Origin of the sequence: Pseudomonas sp. efr-133-TYG-5, from assembly GCF_030209175.1 — a bacterium.
Taxonomy (GTDB): domain Bacteria; phylum Pseudomonadota; class Gammaproteobacteria; order Pseudomonadales; family Pseudomonadaceae; genus Aquipseudomonas.
Window position 1 is genome coordinate 243413 of sequence record NZ_JARVSM010000010.1, and the last position, 14952, is coordinate 258364.

At 61.2% G+C, this 14952-nt stretch carries 14 protein-coding genes; 8 read left to right on the top strand and 6 right to left on the bottom strand.

Annotated features, from left to right (window positions below; all coding sequences use genetic code 11):
- Window positions 1-45: 45 nt before the first annotated feature.
- From QRN70_RS27285 to flgA, 4 genes are all read right to left on the bottom strand, one after another.
- Window positions 46-792: a flagellar brake protein gene (locus tag QRN70_RS27285; RefSeq protein ID WP_285420942.1), complete on the bottom strand. Its 747-nt coding sequence runs from the start codon at window positions 790-792 to the stop codon at window positions 46-48.
- 92 nt (window positions 793-884) lie between these two features.
- Window positions 885-1352, bottom strand: a complete 468-nt coding sequence (locus QRN70_RS27290) for a flagella synthesis protein FlgN (protein WP_285420943.1) — start codon at window positions 1350-1352, stop codon at window positions 885-887.
- A gap of 48 nt (window positions 1353-1400) precedes the next feature.
- Complete coding sequence (gene flgM / locus QRN70_RS27295) at window positions 1401-1727, bottom strand: flagellar biosynthesis anti-sigma factor FlgM (RefSeq protein ID WP_007960324.1); 327 nt, start codon at window positions 1725-1727, stop codon at window positions 1401-1403.
- Window positions 1728-1900: 173 nt separating this feature from the next.
- The gene (gene flgA / locus QRN70_RS27300; protein WP_285420944.1) at window positions 1901-2662 is read right to left on the bottom strand and encodes a flagellar basal body P-ring formation chaperone FlgA; all 762 of its coding nucleotides are present in this window, start codon (window positions 2660-2662) and stop codon (window positions 1901-1903) included.
- Window positions 2663-2743: 81 nt separating this feature from the next.
- Here flgA and QRN70_RS27305 point away from each other — a divergent pair, with 81 nt between their 5' ends.
- From QRN70_RS27305 to flgE, 6 genes are all read left to right on the top strand, one after another.
- On the top strand, window positions 2744-3676 hold the full coding sequence (locus QRN70_RS27305; protein WP_011335509.1) for a chemotaxis protein CheV: 933 nt from the start codon (window positions 2744-2746) through the stop codon (window positions 3674-3676).
- Window positions 3677-3723: 47 nt separating this feature from the next.
- A complete protein-coding gene (gene cheR, locus QRN70_RS27310; protein ID WP_285420945.1) occupies window positions 3724-4551 on the top strand; it encodes a protein-glutamate O-methyltransferase CheR in 828 nt (275 codons plus the stop codon).
- A gap of 367 nt (window positions 4552-4918) precedes the next feature.
- The gene (gene flgB, locus QRN70_RS27315; RefSeq protein ID WP_053122819.1) at window positions 4919-5326 is read left to right on the top strand and encodes a flagellar basal body rod protein FlgB; all 408 of its coding nucleotides are present in this window, start codon (window positions 4919-4921) and stop codon (window positions 5324-5326) included.
- Window positions 5327-5329: 3 nt separating this feature from the next.
- Window positions 5330-5773, top strand: coding sequence for a flagellar basal body rod protein FlgC (flgC, locus tag QRN70_RS27320; RefSeq protein WP_003227217.1), 444 nt, complete (start codon window positions 5330-5332; stop codon window positions 5771-5773).
- 15 nt (window positions 5774-5788) lie between these two features.
- Entirely contained in the window at window positions 5789-6514 is a 726-nt protein-coding gene (flgD, locus tag QRN70_RS27325) for a flagellar hook assembly protein FlgD (RefSeq protein WP_285420946.1), read from the top strand.
- Window positions 6515-6544: 30 nt separating this feature from the next.
- The gene (gene flgE, locus QRN70_RS27330) at window positions 6545-7873 is read left to right on the top strand and encodes a flagellar hook protein FlgE (protein ID WP_285420947.1); all 1329 of its coding nucleotides are present in this window, start codon (window positions 6545-6547) and stop codon (window positions 7871-7873) included.
- Window positions 7874-8173: 300 nt separating this feature from the next.
- Here flgE and QRN70_RS27335 read toward each other — a convergent pair whose 3' ends face one another.
- On the bottom strand, window positions 8174-11068 hold the full coding sequence (locus tag QRN70_RS27335) for a ribonucleoside-diphosphate reductase subunit alpha (RefSeq protein ID WP_285420948.1): 2895 nt from the start codon (window positions 11066-11068) through the stop codon (window positions 8174-8176).
- Between the two features lie 779 nt (window positions 11069-11847).
- Here QRN70_RS27335 and QRN70_RS27340 point away from each other — a divergent pair.
- On the top strand, window positions 11848-12570 hold the full coding sequence (locus tag QRN70_RS27340; RefSeq protein ID WP_285420949.1) for a response regulator: 723 nt from the start codon (window positions 11848-11850) through the stop codon (window positions 12568-12570).
- Window positions 12567-14177 carry an ATP-binding protein gene (locus QRN70_RS27345; protein ID WP_285420950.1) on the top strand — a complete coding sequence of 537 codons (1611 nt, stop codon included), beginning with the start codon at window positions 12567-12569 and terminating at the stop codon, window positions 14175-14177. The genes QRN70_RS27340 and QRN70_RS27345 overlap by 4 nt, the downstream gene beginning before the upstream one ends.
- Before the next feature lie 12 nt (window positions 14178-14189).
- Here the strand turns inward: QRN70_RS27345 and QRN70_RS27350 are convergent, their stop codons facing one another.
- Window positions 14190-14915, bottom strand: a complete 726-nt coding sequence (locus QRN70_RS27350) for a 4'-phosphopantetheinyl transferase family protein (protein ID WP_285420951.1) — start codon at window positions 14913-14915, stop codon at window positions 14190-14192.
- Between the last annotated feature and the right edge of the window lie 37 nt (window positions 14916-14952).

The window sequence follows — 14952 nt, forward strand, 5'->3', positions numbered from 1 at the left end:
GGCAGTTCCCGCCAGGGACTGCCCGTTTTCATTGGCGCCGACGCCTTACAGATCGTCTTTGTCGAACCGCCGTGCTTCACGTTGCAGCTGATAGACGAAACGCTCGACGTTGCGCGCCGCCTGGCCGCTGATGTTGTGGAAGCGCAGGCCGGCGAAGGTGATGTTGAGTTTTTCTTCGAAGTGCAGGTAGCGCAGTTCGACCGAGGTCGGCTGGTTGCCGAACAGTGGCGCGGCGATCAGGCGGTCATAGACCTGGCCCAGTTGCAGGCGGTCGGTGATGTCGCCTTCGAAGCGCAGCTTGCAACCGGTGGCGGAAATGTCCAGCAGCTTGCCGCCAATCGGCGCCTTGAGTTTTTCGCCACCGAGTTCGACGCTGACCAGGTCAGTCAGTTTCAGCGCGGCGCGGAAGGCGTTGCGGCGCTGGTGGTAGACCACTTCGCTCGGCAGTGCGCCGGTGTAGAAACGGTCGCCGGCGGATTCTTCGATGTTCAGCGTACCGGTGCATTCCCAGGCGATGCGCACGCCGTCGTGGAAGCCTTCGACCTTGAACGGTTCGCCGGCCTGCAGGAAGCGCTCGCCGTCGCGCGGGATCATTTCATCCAGGGCGATGGTGGCGGTTTCCCGGTCGACTTTGATCAGGTAGCTCTGGAAACGCTGGCTACGCTCGTGAAACGTGATGATCAGCGGATCATGACTTTCTTGCAGCTGGCGCAGGTTGCTGGAGATTTCCAGAGGTGTGGTAAGCACCTTTGGTGGCTGCGGAGCATCATCCGCGCTGAGGACGTTGGACACGTTGAATCAATCTCCAGACAAAATTTGACTACGGCTGGCCAGCATTTTGCCAGCATGTTTCCCGAGTGGATAGAGCAAGCGCATGCCGCGGCTCACGCCTGGCTGAGCGCACGCGGTTTCTGCAGTTTGGAGAAGGTGCCGCTGGCGTCGTAGAGCGCGGGCGGCTCGCCACCGGTGAGGATCTTCAGCTGATTGGCGGTCGCGGCCTGTTGCACCACGATCGACTGGCCGTTCTTGAGGTTGGCCGCCTGGCATTGGGCAATCAGGTCGGTCAGGACATCGCTCTGTGCCAGCAACTGGTCGCCGATGCTCGACTGGCTGGCCAGTTGTTCCAGGCCCTGGCGATTGGCCGGCAGGTTGAGGCTGGCGAGGATTTCGCTGCGTTTGCGGCCATGCTGCTCGAGTTGAATGATCAGACCCTGTTTACGTGCCAGAACGTCTTCCAGTTGTGGCATGTCACGACCGTGCAAGGCGAGGGACTCGGTATGCAGTAACTCCAGCAATTGTTGAGCTGGAGCAAAGTCGTCGGTGATCAGTTGCAATAAAGTAGTGTCGTGCATGGCTGGCCTTGGGTTTTAAGCGTCCAAAAGCCTGGCGCAGACCGAGGCCTAGCGCTGGGCTTCGAAGTTGAGCAGTTTGCTGGCTACACGGTTGCTGTCGACTTTATAGCTGCCATCGGCAATCGCTGCTTTCAATTCGGCCACGCGGGCCTTGTCGACGGCAGGTTGATCGCGCAGCTTGTCAGTGACCTTCTGCAACTGTTGAGCCTCATTGCTGAGGTGTACCGATTCCCCGCTTTTAGCGGTACTGGCCTGTTCGGCCGGGGTATTCAGCGGCGCGGAGGTGCCGGTTTCGGCGGTTTCCTTGGCGTTGCTGGTACGTGTACTGCCCGTAAGTGACGAGGAGCTGTTCAAACGGCTGAAATCGATGACCATGATAAAAACCTCTGGGTATTTGGACGCTTGCCATGTTTTCGGCCATACCCGACAAAACTTTAGGCCCATTTATCAATGAGCTTGCGCGCGTCAGCGCTCGCCGTGGATGAGCCACAGTTTAGGGAACGACTGAGGTCAGCGCCAGTTTTCTCCGTGGCCGCCGACAGGCTCGTTCACATGGCGACTTCCACCTGGCCCGGCGCGGTGACCTGCGCCTTGATGACCCGCTGGGAATTGAGGTTTTTTACCCGGATCTGTTCCTTCAAACCGCCGTTGGCCAGGGCTTCGCCCGGCATCCGTACCGCCAGCGTGCCGCTGCGGGCGGTGATCACTACCTGGTCGCCCTTGCGCACGACTTCGGCCTGTTCCAGATGCACCAGGGTAATCACTTGATCGGCTACCGTTGGTCGGGTCAATTTCTGCCCGATCGCCTCATCCACCGACGTCAGGAAGCCCTGGTTGATCTGGCTGACATCGCGTTCGCGCAAGGTCACGTCCTGCGGCTCGATGATACCGGCGCGCTTGAGCGGTCGGGTGGTGGTGACAATCTCGCGAAACAGGCGCACTTGAGCGGGCACGAACACCGTCCAGGGCGAGGCGCCCTCGCAGCGAACCTTGACCGTGACCCGCCCCAACGGGCGTGCCGGACTCTCCAGGCTGGCTGTCAATTCCTTGTCGCACATAGGCATGCGCATACGCGGATCGAGCTGGTTGACCTCGATTTCATAGCGACCTTCCGTTTGACTGGTAGCCAGATAGTCTTCTACGGTGAATTCAAGAAAGCCCTGAGTGACGCCGATAAGCATGTCAGGCAAGGTAACCGCATCAGCAACGGCAGGGCTGCCCGCGTAAAAAAAGCAAACGGCCGACACCGCGCAAAGCCATCTGCGGATGAGGGATGTCAGGCGTCGGAAAAATGTCGTTTGAATGTTCATACGAGTTAAAAAGCAAGCGCCGTGCCGTTTAGCAATGAATGTGCGTCGCAACAACACTTGGCGTTGGGTAGGAGTCTGGGCATGGCTGGTGTAATGGATTCGGTGAACCAGCGCACGCAACTGGTAGGGCAGAATCGCCTGGAGCTGTTGTTGTTCCGTCTCGACGGCCAGCAGCTCTACGGGATCAACGTGTTCAAGGTGCGGGAAGTGCTGCAATGCCCGCAACTGACGCTGATGCCCAAGTCCAGTCCTGTCGTGTGCGGGGTGGCGAATATACGGGGGGCGACCATTCCGATCCTGGATCTGGCAATGGCGACCGGCTCCGGTGCGTTGAAAGACAAGAACAGTCCGTTCGTGATCATCACGGAATACAACACCAAGACCCAGGGTTTCCTGGTGCGCTCGGTGGAACGTATCGTCAACATGAACTGGGAAGAGATCCATCCGCCACCCAAGGGCACGGGTCGCGATCACTACCTGACCGCTGTGACTCGGGTGGACAATCAGTTAGTCGAAATCATCGACGTCGAGAAGGTGCTGGCCGAGGTTGCGCCGACGCCGGAGGCGATTTCGGTCGGCGTGGTGGATGTCGAGACCCAGAGCAAGGCCTTGTCGCTGCGGGTGCTGACGGTCGATGATTCTTCGGTGGCGCGCAAGCAGGTCACGCGTTGCCTGCAGACCGTGGGTGTCGAGGTGGTGGCGCTGAACGACGGCCGGCAGGCGCTGGATTACCTGCGCAAACTGGTCGACGAGGGCAAGAAGCCGGAAGAAGAGTTCCTGATGATGATCTCCGACATCGAGATGCCGGAGATGGACGGGTACACCCTGACGGCGGAAATCCGCAGCGACCCGCGCATGCAAAAGCTCCATATCATCCTGCATACTTCGTTGTCGGGTGTGTTCAACCAGGCGATGGTCAAGAAAGTCGGTGCCGATGACTTCCTGGCCAAATTCCGTCCTGATGACCTGGCATCCCGGGTAGTCGACCGGATCAAAGCAGCAGATATCAGCTAGGGGCCTTCTGCCCCTGGCGGTCAACACGATTTAAGAGGCGGCATCATTTGTCTACGGGTAATTTGGATTTCGAACAGTTCCGGGTCTTCCTGGAAAAAGCCTGTGGCATTTTGCTCGGTGAAAACAAGCAGTACCTGGTGTCGAGCCGTCTCAACAAACTGATGGAGCAGCAGGGCATCAAGTCCCTGGGTGAGCTGGTACAGCGCATCCAGACCCAGCCGCGCAGCGGTTTGCGCGAGCAGGTGGTCGATGCCATGACGACCAACGAAACCCTGTGGTTTCGCGACACCTATCCGTTTGAAGTCTTGAAGAACAAGGTGCTGCCCGAGGCGATCAAGGCCAGTCCCAACCAGCGTCTGCGGATCTGGTCGGCGGCGTGTTCGTCGGGCCAGGAACCGTACTCGCTGTCGATGTCGATCGATGAGTTCGAGCGCAGCAACCTCGGCCAGTTGAAGATGGGCGTGCAGATCGTTGCCACGGATCTGTCCGGCAGCATGCTGACCAACTGCAAGACCGGCGAGTACGACAGCCTGGCAATCGGTCGCGGCTTGTCCGCCGACCGTCTGCAGCGCTACTTCGATCCGAAAGGGCCGGGGCGCTGGGCGGTCAAGGCGCCGATCAAGAGCCGGGTGGAATTCCGCTCGTTCAACCTGCTCGACAGCTACGCCAGTCTCGGCAAGTTCGACATCGTGTTCTGCCGCAACGTGCTGATCTACTTCTCCGCCGAGGTGAAGAAGGACATCCTGTTGCGCATCCACAGCACGCTGAAGCCGGGCGGGTATCTGTTCCTTGGCGCTTCCGAGGCGCTGAACGGTTTGCCGGATCACTACCAGATGGTCCAGTGCAGCCCGGGGATCATTTATCAGGCCAAGTGATTGGCCGCGGCAACACAAAAACGGGAGTCCTCAGGGGCTCCCGTTTTTTTTGCCTGGTCTTTAGCCCGAATCACGGCAAAACCCGGTGGGCGCGAGCCTGCTCGCGAAAGGCGGGGTGGCAGAAAAACCAATTTCGACTGACTTGACGTCTTCGCAGGCAAGCCCGCTCCCACAGGGTTCAGTGTTGGCTGATCGAAGGCAGGCAGGCGGCAGAAAAGCGGCAGCCAGCGGAAACCGTTTGCCGCTTTTCTGGCATTGCCGCTTTGCCGAATGCTGGCAAAGCCCCGGTTTACGGGGGTTTTCCTGTTTGGCACGGCGCTTGCTAAAGCTCAGGTACGAAAAATCCGGTCACCTGAAGGTTCCCGACATGAGCATCAGCTTCGATAAAGCGCTCGGCATTCACGAAAAGGCATTGGGCTTCCGCGCCCAGCGTGCCGAAGTGCTGGCCAACAACATCGCCAACGCCGATACCCCGAACTACAAGGCTCGGGATCTGGACTTCTCCAAAGTGCTTGAAGCACAGACCCAGAAGAACGCCAACGGCACCATCGCCCTGAACATGACCAACAGCCGTCACATCGAAGCTGAAGGCCTGGGCAATGGCGACGAGTCGCTGCTGTATCGCACGCCGATGCAACCGTCGATCGACCAGAACACCGTGGACGCGCAACTGGAACAGTCCAACTACGCGGAAAACGCCGTCGGTTTCCAGGCCAGCTTCACGCTGCTCAACAGCAAATTCAAAGGGCTGGTATCAGCCCTGCGCGGAGAATAATCCATGTCCCTGTCCAGCGTTTTCAACATTGCCGGCAGCGGCATGAGCGCACAGACCACGCGTCTGAACACCGTGGCCTCGAACATCGCCAACGCCGAAACCGTCTCGTCGAGCATCGACCAGACCTACCGTGCCCGTCACCCGGTGTTCGCCACCATGTTCCAGGGCGGCCAGAACAGCGGCAGCAACTCGCTGTTCCAGAGCCAGGACGCGGCGGGGCAGGGCGTGCAGGTGCTCGGCGTGGTCGAAGACCAGAGCAATCTCGAAGCGCGCTACGAGCCGAACCATCCGGCCGCCGACGCCAAGGGCTACGTCTACTACCCGAACGTCAACGTGGTGGAAGAAATGGCTGACATGATTTCCGCGAGCCGTTCGTTCCAGACCAACGCCGAAATGATGAACACCGCCAAGACCATGATGCAGAAGGTACTGACCCTCGGTCAGTAATAAGGGGCGACTGCCATGAGCGTTACCGATACCACCAGCAGCCTGAGCATGAACGACATCCTGGCGAACTCGTCGAAGAAGACCAGTTCGACCGCCGATGGCATCGCTTCGGCCACCAACAGCAGCACCGGCGGCCAGGCCCTGGGCAAGGACGCGTTCCTGCAACTGCTGGTGACCCAGCTGAAAAACCAGAACCCGCTCGATCCGCAGGACAACAGTGCGTTCGTCGCGCAGTTGGCGCAGTTCAGCAGCCTCGAAGGCATCACCACGCTCAACAGCACGGTCAGCTCGCTGGCCGGCAACTACAACTCGTCGCAGGCCCTGCAGGCCTCGTCGCTGGTGGGCCGCAACGTGATCGTGCAGACCAACAGCGTTCAGATGGACGACCCGAGCAAGGGCATGACCGGTTCGGTCACCGTTCCGTCGTCGATTGCCGGCGGCACGGTCACCATCACCGACAGCAGCGGCACGGCGATTCGCACCATCGATCTGGGCAGTCGCGCGGCAGGCAATGCCAGCTTCACCTGGGACGGCAAGGACAAGGACGGCAACCTGGTCAAGGCCGGTACCTATACCGTCAAGGCCAACGCCTCGATCAATGGCACGTCGACCGACCTGGCGACCTACCTGCCGGCAACGGTCAACAGCGTGACCATCAGCCAGACCGGCGGCGAGCTGATGCTCAACCTGTCCGGCAAAGGCACGGTCGCCCTGTCCAAAGTTCAAACCATTGGTATATAGAGCCGACTAACCGGCACAAAGGAGTGGAATATGTCTTTCAATATCGGCCTTAGCGGTCTCTATGCAGCCAACAAACAACTGGACGTGACCGGCAACAACATCGCCAACGTCGCTACCGCCGGTTTCAAATCCTCGCGCGCGGAATTCGAAGACGTCTACTCGGCGACTCGTCTGGGCAGCGGCAGCAAAGTGATCGGCAACGGCGTGCGCCTGGCCAACGTTTCCCAGCAGTTCACCCAGGGTGACATCAACAACACCGGTAACGTGCTGGACATGGGCATCAACGGTTCCGGCTTCTTCACCCTGAGCAACAACGGCTCGATTTCCTACACCCGTGCCGGCACGTTCAAGGTCGACAAGGATGGTTACATCACCAACACCGACTACACCTCGCGTCTGCAGGGCTACGGTGTGGACTCCAACGGCAAGATCATCAACGGCGTATTGACCGACCTGAAGATCGACACCTCGAACCTGGCGCCGAAGTCGACCTCGCTGGTGACTTCGACAATCAACCTCAACTCGACCGCGCCAGTGATCGACGACACCGCGGCTGCGGGCAAGTTTGACCCGAGCAATACCGCGACCTACACCAAGTCGTTCAGCACGCCGATCTACGACAGCCAGGGCAACCAGCACACCATGGATCAGTACATGGTGAAGACTGGCAGCAACACCTGGAAGGTCTACACGCTGGTGGATGGCCGCAACCCGGATGCGACCGGCAGCGATCCGAAAGTCACCGCGCCGGTGGCTTCGACCATGTCCTTCGACGCCACGGGCAAACTGACTCAGGTCAGCACGCCGAACCCGGCGGGCGGCGCCCCGATCATCAGCAGCGACCTGATCCTCAAGGGCTGGGTACCGGGTACCGTGACCAATGGCACCTGGACCGCCAACGGCGCTGCCGCGAACCCGGCCGGCATCACCATTTCCATGGCCAAGACCACCCAGTTCAACGCCGATACCGCCCGTTCGATCCCGACTCAGGACGGTTACGCCACTGGCCAGATCACCAACCTGACCATCGACGGCACCGGTACGCTGTTCGCCAACTTCAGCAACAACCAGAACAAGGCCATCGGCCAGGTTGCGCTGGCCAGCTTCACCAACGAACAGGGTCTGCAGGCTGTCGGCGGTACCAGCTGGAAGGAAACCTTCGCCTCGGGTATCCCGGGTTACGACGCGCCGGAAACCGGCACCCTGGGTTCCATCCAGTCCAACTCGCTGGAAGAGTCCAACGTCAACCTGACTAACGAGCTGGTGGACCTGATCAAGGGTCAGAGCAACTATCAGGCGAACGCCAAGACCATCTCCACCCAGAGCACCATCATGCAGACCATCATTCAGATGACCTGATTGCGGTTTCTGGTTGTGCAAGGGAGCCCCTCTTTGGAGGGGCTTTTTTGTGGGTGGCTGTTTGGTGAATGGCGTGGGTCCCTCGCTCAGGCTCGGTTTCCTTCGCGGCGGGATTCATCCGGGGCATCGCCTACGGTTTGCTTCGCTGCACCTGCTCTCGATGTGTTGGGCTGCGCGAAACGCAGGCTCAGGGAAGAGGGCGCTTTGCTTTTCCCGCGGACAAAAGAAAACCCCCGACAGACCAGAGGTCTGTCGGGGGTTTTTCGATCAGGCGTCTCGCAACGCCTGACTCGGCTCAGCTTATTGGCAAGCTTCGCAATCCGGCTCGTCGATGGCGCAAGCCTTCGGCACTGGCGCCGGACCGGCTGGAGCTGCCAGAACCGAATCGTCGCCGTGATTGCCGCCGCTGGAAACAGCGTTCAGCTTGCCGGTGTTGATGGTCGACTTCTCGGTGCTGGTCGCCGCCAGGGCACGGAGGTAGTAGGTGGTTTTCAGACCACGGTACCAGGCCATGCGGTAGGTCACGTCGAGCTTCTTGCCCGAGGCACCGGCGATGTACAGGTTCAGCGACTGAGCCTGGTCGATCCACTTCTGACGACGGCTGGCGGCGTCGACGATCCACTTGGTGTCCACTTCGAACGCGGTTGCGTAGAGCTCTTTGAGCTCCTGCGGGATGCGCTCGATCTGCTGCACCGAACCGTCGTAGTACTTCAGGTCGTTGATCATGACCGAGTCCCACAGGCCGCGCGCCTTGAGGTCGCGAACCAGGTACGGGTTGATCACGGTGAATTCGCCCGACAGGTTCGATTTCACGTACAGGTTCTGGTAGGTCGGTTCGATCGACTGCGAGACGCCGGTGATGTTGGCGATGGTCGCGGTCGGTGCGATGGCCATGATGTTGGAGTTACGAATGCCTTTCTGTACACGGGCGCGAACCGGTGCCCAGTCCAGGGTTTCGTTCAGGTCAACGTCGATGTACTTCTGGCCGCGCGCCTCGATCAGGATCTGTTGCGAATCCAGCGGCAGGATGCCTTTGGACCACAGCGAACCATTGAACGTCTCGTACGCGCCACGCTCGTCGGCCAGGTCGCAGGACGCCTGGATGGCGTAGAAGCTGACGGCTTCCATCGACTTGTCGGCGAACTCGACTGCTGCATCCGAACCGTACGGGATGTGCTGCAGGTACAGCGCGTCCTGGAAGCCCATGATGCCCAGGCCGACCGGACGGTGCTTGAAGTTGGAGTTCTTCGCTTGCGGCACCGAGTAGTAGTTGATGTCGATCACGTTGTCGAGCATGCGCACGGCGGTGTTCACGGTGCGTTGCAGCTTGGCGGTATCGAGCTTGCCGTCGACGATGTGGTTCGGCAGGTTGATCGAGCCCAGGTTGCAGACCGCGATCTCGTCCTTGTTGGTGTTCAGGGTGATCTCGGTGCACAGGTTCGAGCTGTGGACCACGCCGACGTGCTGCTGCGGGCTGCGCAGGTTGCACGGGTCCTTGAAAGTCAGCCATGGGTGGCCGGTTTCAAACAGCATGGAGAGCATTTTGCGCCACAGGTCTTTGGCCTGGATGGTCTTGAACAGCTTGACCTTGCCCGGGTACTCGGTCAGGGCTTCGTAGTACTCGTAGCGTTCTTCGAAGGCTTTACCGGTCAGGTCGTGCAGATCCGGCACTTCGGATGGCGAGAACAGGGTCCACTTGCCGTCGTCGAAGACGCGCTTCATGAACAGGTCAGGGATCCAGTTGGCGGTGTTCATGTCGTGGGTACGACGACGGTCATCACCGGTGTTCTTGCGCAGCTCGATGAACTCTTCGATGTCCATGTGCCAGGTTTCCAGGTAGGCACACACAGCGCCTTTGCGCTTGCCACCCTGGTTCACGGCAACGGCGGTGTCGTTGACCACCTTGAGGAACGGCACGACGCCCTGCGACTTGCCGTTGGTGCCCTTGATGTACGAGCCCAGTGCGCGCACAGGGGTCCAGTCGTTGCCCAGGCCACCGGCGAATTTCGACAGCATGGCGTTGTCGTGGATCGCGTGGTAGATGCCCGACAGGTCGTCCGGCACGGTGGTCAGGTAGCAGCTCGACAGTTGTGGACGCAGGGTACCGGCGTTGAACAGGGTCGGGGTCGACGCCATGTAGTCGAACGAGGACAGCAGGTTGTAGAACTCGATCGCGCGGTCTTCTTTCTGCTTCTCTTCGATCGCCAGGCCCATGGCCACGCGCATGAAGAAGATCTGCGGCAGTTCGAAACGCACGCCATCCTTGTGGATGAAGTAACGGTCGTACAGGGTCTGCAGACCCAGGTAGGTGAATTGCTGATCGCGCTCGTGGTTGATCGCCTTGCCCAGTTTTTCCAGGTCGAAGGTGGCCAGCACCGGGTTCAGCAGTTCGAATTCGATACCTTTGGCCACGTAGGCCGGCAGGGCCTTGGCGTACAGGTCGGCCATCTCGTGGTGAGTGGCGCTCTCGGCCACTTCGAGGAAGCCCAGGCCTTCGGCGCGCAGGGTGTCCATCAGCAGGCGGGCGGTAACGAACGAGTAGTTCGGCTCACGCTCGACCAGGGTACGCGCGGTCATCACCAGGGCGGTGTTGACGTCGTTCAGGGCTACGCCGTCGTACAGGTTCTTCAGGGTTTCGCGCTGGATCAGGTCGCCGTCGACTTCTTCCAGGCCTTCGCAGGCTTCGGTGACGATGGTGTTCAGGCGGCCCATGTCCAGCGGCGCCAGGGTGCCGTCGGCACGGGTGATGCGGATCGACGGGTGAGCCTGCACCGGTGCTTCGGCGGTGGTGCGGGTGGCGCGTTCCTTGGAACGGGCGTCGCGGTAGATCACGTAGTCGCGAGCGACTTTCTGCTCGCCGGCACGCATCAGGGCCAGTTCGACCTGGTCCTGGATTTCTTCGATGTGGATGGTGCCGCCCGATGGCATGCGACGCTTGAAGGTCGCGGTGACCTGTTCGGTCAGGCGGGCAACGGTGTCGTGGATTCGCGACGAAGCGGCAGCGGTGCCGCCTTCAACTGCGAGGAACGCTTTGGTGATAGCGACGGTGATCTTGTCATCGGTGTAAGGAACGACAGTGCCATTACGCTTGATCACGCGCAGCTGACCTGGCGCGGTGGCAGCCAGATCCGAATTCGAATCGGCGGCCTGCGGCAAGGTGCCCTGCGGGTTCTCGCGAGTTGTGTCGGTTTGCATGGGTGTCTCCACGTTCTCTATGTTTGTTTGGGCACCATCACGGTGCCCACCGTTCCGTCCTGAAGCACTACGACCGGCATGCGCCGGGTAACGACTTCGGGACAGTTCAGGAAGGGGGCCTTGTGGGCGCCGCTTCCATGCCGAAGTCTTCGGTTCGCGCGATACGCGTGAAACCGCATTCCGTTGGGGGGCAGTTTCGGACTGCAACACCCGTACCGTTATCGCCGTGGTCGACTGAAAAACGGTAGCCATCCGCAGGCGCGGTTTGGGCTTCTGAAAATACGTTTGGTTCAACCCGACAATGGCAATAAAAAGCCTTGAATTCACTGTCCGGTTTGTGTTTGGTTTTTTAGCGCCTACCCCTACATGTAGGGTTTTTTTGCGCACGGGCTACAAGATAATGCGTTTTAGGGGGGGATTGCAACGTACTACCTGTGGATAACCCTGTGCGTAAATTGTGTGCGAAAAGGGGAATCCGCGTGTAGGCCGCGAACCTGCTGAGCTAGACCGTTTGTCACTGTTTTTTCGCCGGGAAAAACGCTTCAGCGGATTTTTAAGGGCGCGAACCCTATCACAAAAATCCGCCGTGTCCGAACGCATTTGCCGACTTGTGTTCTGGCTGTACGGCGTTTATACAAGCGGGCGGTGTTCAGCCATTCTTATCCTCCACCAACATGACAAAAAGTCGGGAGGATCCGGATCTGCGGGCACCCGCACAGCTGTGTCGGGGAGCGCCGCATTCCTGCCTTATCAATAACAACAGCAAGCAGAGGTCACCGGTGGAGCAAGAAGCCTGGCAGGTATTGATAGTCGAGGACGACCAGCGTCTGGCCGAACTGACCCGCGATTACCTGCAAGCCAACGGCTTGCGTGTGGAGATCGAAGGCAATGGCGCGCTGGCGGCCGCGCGGATCATCAAGGAACAACCGGACCTGGTGATCCTCGACCTGATGCTGCCCGGCGAGGATGGCCTGAGCATCTGCCGCAAGGTGCGCGACCGCTATGACGGGCCGATCCTGATGCTCACCGCGCGCACCGATGATGCCGACCAGATCCAGGGCCTGGACCTCGGTGCCGATGACTATGTATGCAAACCGGTGCGCCCGCGGCTGTTGCTGGCGCGCATCCAGGCCCTGTTGCGGCGCAGCGACGCCGGCGAACCGACGGCCGCCAACAGCCGTCGCCTGCAATTCGGACCGCTGGTGGTCGACAACGCCCTGCGCGAAGCGTGGCTGAGTGACAGCGGCATCGAGCTGACCAGCGCCGAATTCGACCTGCTGTGGCTGCTGGTGTCGAACGCCGGCCGGATCCTGTCCCGGGAAGAGATCTTCACCGCGCTGCGCGGCATCGGCTACGACGGTCAGGACCGCTCCATCGATGTGCGCATCTCGCGCATCCGCCCGAAGATCGGCGACGACCCCGATCACCCGCGCCTGATCAAGACCGTGCGCAGCAAAGGCTACCTGTTCGTCCCCGAAGCCTGCGCAGACCTGCCGCTGTGAACTCGATCTTCCTGCGCATCTATGGCGGCATGTGCGCAGCGCTGATTCTGGTAGCGGTGCTCGGTGTACTGGCGCTGCACCTGCTCAATCAGGTGCGCAGCGAGCAGTACCGCGAGCGCCTGGCCCACGGCACGTTCTCGCTGATGGCGGACAACCTGCAGCCGCTGAATGAAACCGAACGTCATCGCGCCTTGCTGGTGTGGGAGCGCCTGCTCGGCATTCCGCTGGCGCTGAAAACCTTCGCCGAAACCGACCTCGACCTGACCCAGCGCAGCCGCGTGCAGCGAGGCCAGGCACTGGTGGTGCAGACCGGCCCGCACGCGGCGCGGGTCTACCGACTGGTCAGCGACAAGGAGCAACTGCTGCTGACCGGCGACGTCCAGCAGATCAGCGAGCAACTGGCCCGGGCGACGATTTACCTGCTCGCCGATGAACTGGTGCGCGTGCCCGTGGCCGAGCAGCCCAAACGCCTGGCGCAGTTGAAGGACGACAAGGGCTTCGGTTTCGACCTGCGGCTGGTCACGGTGGGCGAGGCCGACATGGACGAAGACCAGAGCCGGCGGGTGTCCGAGGGCGATACGGTGATGGCGCTGGGCAAGGGCGGCGATTCGATCCGCGTGTTTGCCGGCATGGTCGGCACACCGTGGGTCCTGGAGATCGGCCCGCTGTACCAGATGAATCCTTATCCGCCGGAGTGGCTGGTACTGATTGCCGCGCTGGGCCTGACGCTGATCGGGCTGATCGTCTACCTGCTGGTGCGTCAGCTCGAGCGCCGGTTGCGCGGCCTCGAGGCAGCCGCCACGCGGATTGCCCGGGGGAGTCTGGAAACCCGGGTGCCGGCCCGTGGCGCCGATTCGGTGGGCAAACTGGCGGCGGCGTTCAACGGCATGGCCGAGCATTTGCAACAACTGCTGGCGATCCAGCGCGAACTGGTGCGTGCGGTGTCCCACGAACTGCGCACGCCGGTGGCGCGCCTGCGTTTCGGCCTGGAGATGATCGGTTCGGCGACCACCGCGCAACAGTTGGAGAAGTACCGCGAAGGCATGGATCACGACATCGAGGACCTCGACAAGCTGGTGGACGAAATGCTCACCTACGCGCGGCTGGAGCAGGGCTCGCCGGCGCTGACTTTCCAGCGTGTCGATCTGGACGCGCTGGTCAACCAGGTGATCGCCGAACTGGCGCCGTTGCGCGCCGGCGTCACCGTGCAGCGCGGCCTGTGCCTGTCGGCTGCCGATTGCGACGATGCCTGGGTCGAAGCTGAACCGCGCTACCTGCACCGCGCCTTGCAGAATCTGGTGGGCAACGCCATGCGTCATGCGGCGTCGAAGGTCACCGTCAGTTATCAGGTCGGGCAGATGCGCTGCCGGGTCGACGTCGAGGACGACGGCCCGGGTGTGCCGGAATCGGCGTGGGAAAAAATCTTCACGCCGTTCCTGCGCCTCGATGACAGCCGCACGCGGGCGTCTGGCGGGCATGGCCTGGGTCTGTCGATTGTGCGGCGGATCATCCACTGGCACGACGGCCGGGCGTTGATCGGCAAGAGCAAGAGTCTGGGCGGGGCGTGTTTCAGTTTGAGCTGGCCGCGCCACCAGGAGCGGCGTTGAGCCCAGCAGGGCTCAGGCGCGAACGCTGACCAGGCTGAGCAACTGCCCGTCCTGCACCGCGAACTGCGCGTCCAGTTGCGTGCCGTTGCGCCATTCGCCGGACAGGTCGGTCAGCAGCCGCAGCCGCACGTGACCGGCCGTTGTCCAATCCAGCACTTCGGCGTGCTCGAAGTAGAAGCGCTGCTGCACCAGCGGATACAGCGCCTTGAACAGGCTCTCTTTCACCGAAAACGTCAGGGTCACCAGCAGCGCCAGTTGATCGCGCGGGCCGGCGGCCATGCGCTGCATTTCCGCCGGCGTGAGAATTTCCCCGGCCAGGCGCTCGGCGCGTTCGGCGTTGAGCAGGTTTTCCAGATCCATGCCCAGGCCGCGCCAGTGCTGGCGGTTGGCGACAATCGCCGCTGCGCGACCGGTGCTGTGGGTGATCGAACCGCAGATGTGCGCGGGCCAGACCGGGGCGCGATCCTCGCCAATCGCCGGCACCACGTTCGAGCCCTCCAGTTGCTGCAGCGCGGCCCGCGCGCACAGGCGTCCGGCGAGAAACTCTGCCTGGCGCTTGGCCACCGAGCGCTGGATGCTCGCCGGCGGTTCGATGGCGCTGCGGCTGAAGTCATCGCCGAGCAGGCGTGACGGGTCGAAATGGGTGCTCAGCAGCACCGTGTCCGGCAGTACCGTCGGCAACGGCCAGTGGGCATCGAGCGGGGTGCAGCAGGCGGGGAAGAAGGGGCTGGAATTCATGGCGGGCATTTTGCCGGTTAGCTGCGGGACTGGATAG